Origin of the sequence: Sulfurovum sp. bin170, assembly GCF_010892395.1 — a bacterium.
Taxonomy (GTDB): domain Bacteria; phylum Campylobacterota; class Campylobacteria; order Campylobacterales; family Sulfurovaceae; genus UBA1140.
The window spans coordinates 1-2,367 of the sequence record NZ_JAACKB010000138.1; the positions used below are offsets into that span (position 1 = coordinate 1).

The 2,367-nt window shown below is 37.2% G+C and carries 2 protein-coding genes; both read right to left on the bottom strand.

Annotation, left to right across the window (positions count from 1 at the left end; genetic code table 11):
• Nucleotides 1-179: 179 nt before the first annotated feature.
• Entirely contained in the window at nucleotides 180-722 is a 543-nt protein-coding gene (locus GSY74_RS03310) for an LEA type 2 family protein (protein ID WP_164663687.1), read from the bottom strand.
• Nucleotides 719-2,122: an ABC transporter permease gene (locus tag GSY74_RS03315; protein ID WP_164663688.1), complete on the bottom strand. Its 1,404-nt coding sequence runs from the start codon at nucleotides 2,120-2,122 to the stop codon at nucleotides 719-721. Before GSY74_RS03315 ends, GSY74_RS03310 begins: the two co-directional genes overlap by 4 nt.
• Nucleotides 2,123-2,367 lie beyond the last annotated feature (245 nt).

Sequence of the window (2,367 nt, forward strand, 5' to 3'; positions counted from 1 at the left end):
ACCTCCACCTATTGCTCTAATAAGAAGCCAAATATTATAGATTGGAATCAGATATGACCAATAGGGCTCTTCATTACCTAGTTTTTTGCCCACCTTATAAAAAACATAAGTATTAAATATAAATAAAAATAAAGAGACTCCTATTATGATTAAGCCAGTTATTTGTTCAGAACTCATGACTACTTCCCTCCCACACCATCAACAGACTCAATCTTCACCCTGTTATCCTCAATAACAAAACCAACCACAAAATTACCAGCACCAGTCCTAACATAGTTCTTACCCAAAACCTTAATCCTACTCATATCTTGACTCACCAGAATATCCATACTACCCGTAGCTACTCTGTCCATTTTTATCTCAATAGGCAGTGCCAAATCTTTGGTCTCATGTGCTTTTAGTGTCAGAGTAGCATTGGATACGCCATCTGCAATCTGTGAGTTATCAACAAAGACTCTATACTCTGTTTTGTATATCTCAAAGTCCATATTATTGTTATTTGTAAGTCGAATGTGTGGTGTGATATTTACCTTTGCCAATGAGGCGATATTGCCACTAAAGATAGCACCCAATATATTTTGGCTATTTTGCATCACATTTATATCTACTTTGACCAACTTATAGTCAACATTATCTGCCATGCTCTGAACCACTTTTGAACATCCACTGTTTAAAATCATCGCCACTAGTAGTAGCGTAAAACCTAAAAATCTCTTTATCATAAATTATCCCTTCCTTTAAGTATAATAAGCACAACAATCAGTGGGAACAGGATAAATATCGCTAACATCATATATACCAGCTCCGTCTTTGATTGATGCTCTCCGTAGTTAGCTTTATTGAATTTTCTACTCTCAATACAGCTATCAAATCTCGCATTACACGCTACAAACTCTTGACTCTTATCTTCATAAATATCCGAGCATGATTTCCCAAGATATTTCTTGTTTTTTTCTCCTTTCCAAACGATTTGGCTATTTTCTCTACAATCATCTCTCTTGTCTGCCCCTTCCACATAGATTTTGGTTATCTCCTCCAATGCCCATTTGGTTGGCGTACCTTGTGACATAAAGTAAGCAAACTTATTCTCATTTTCACTCATCTGTTTGACACTCAACATCCCACCACCAAAGATAATCATAGGTAGAAGTACCAGAGGAATCAACCCCAAAGCTTGGGCTTGTGATTTGGCTAGTGTCGAGACCAAAAGCCCGATACTGAGTCCACCAAGTGAGGTGAGAAAGACAAGTAATAGAACCTCCCATAGAGCTTCTGCAAATCCAAGTGGTAGCATCAGCTGAACAATGCCTACCAGTGCAACACTCTGCAAGGTACATAGCAAAGAGAGAACAATAAACTTAGACATCAGATAGGGCAGAAGCTTGACTCCTGACATTCTCTCTCGTTCAAATATTGCTTTTTCAGCGACTATCTCCCTTGAAGCATTAATCGTTCCAAACCAAATAGCCGAGATTGCCAAGACAAAAAATAGTGTCACAGGCATATTGATATAGTCAGACTCAGAGAAGAGCATCGCAATCATAATGGCTATAAGTGGGGCTTGTGCTAACAAGATAGAGGTATTGGCAATATCTTTTAGCTTTATCCTCATATATCTAGCTGTCAAAGTTAGCCATTGACTAAACCCAGATGCAGAGATATTTTTTAGATTCTTCTTACTCTTTTTACTCTCTCTATCTGTTACAAACTCTTTGTGTTCTTTTGATTTTTTATACTGCTTTTTCCAATATAGCCCCTTTTTATTTCTCTCTTTTTTTGCATCTAACTTATCTTCGCCCACTCTCTTTTCTGCATTGTCTAACCCTATAAGAGCATTATCGGGATTGTTTATAAGCTTCTCACTGTCACCGTTTGGATTGAAGTACTCTATAGAATTGGGGTAGGTTGCTCCATAGTATGCCAACTTACCATAAGAGAGTATAATCTGATTGTCCATAAACTTATAGTTATCGATACTTGGTTGGTGGATGGTTATGATTATTGTAATTCCATTTTCGGTCAACTCTTTTAGCTGTTTCATTACCATTTTGGTATCCACAGCAGAGAGTCCAGAGGTAGGTTCATCCAAAAATATTACCTTTGGAGTTGCCAAAAGCTCCATCGTACCGGTATTCTTTTCACGTGAGAGAAGCCCCATCGTAATTGCAGGTATAACGAACAAATATAAGAGAGGGATTATTCCAAATAATGTACGTAAGTTAGCCTGATTGTTTATAAATAATGGACTGGCAAAAAACCAACCGCTTAGTAAAAGAAAAATTACCAGACCTATATAGGCTGCAGGTGAATTAAAATAGCTTTTGATTTCCTTTTTTGTGATAGTTGTTGCTAAATTCATCTTTCTCC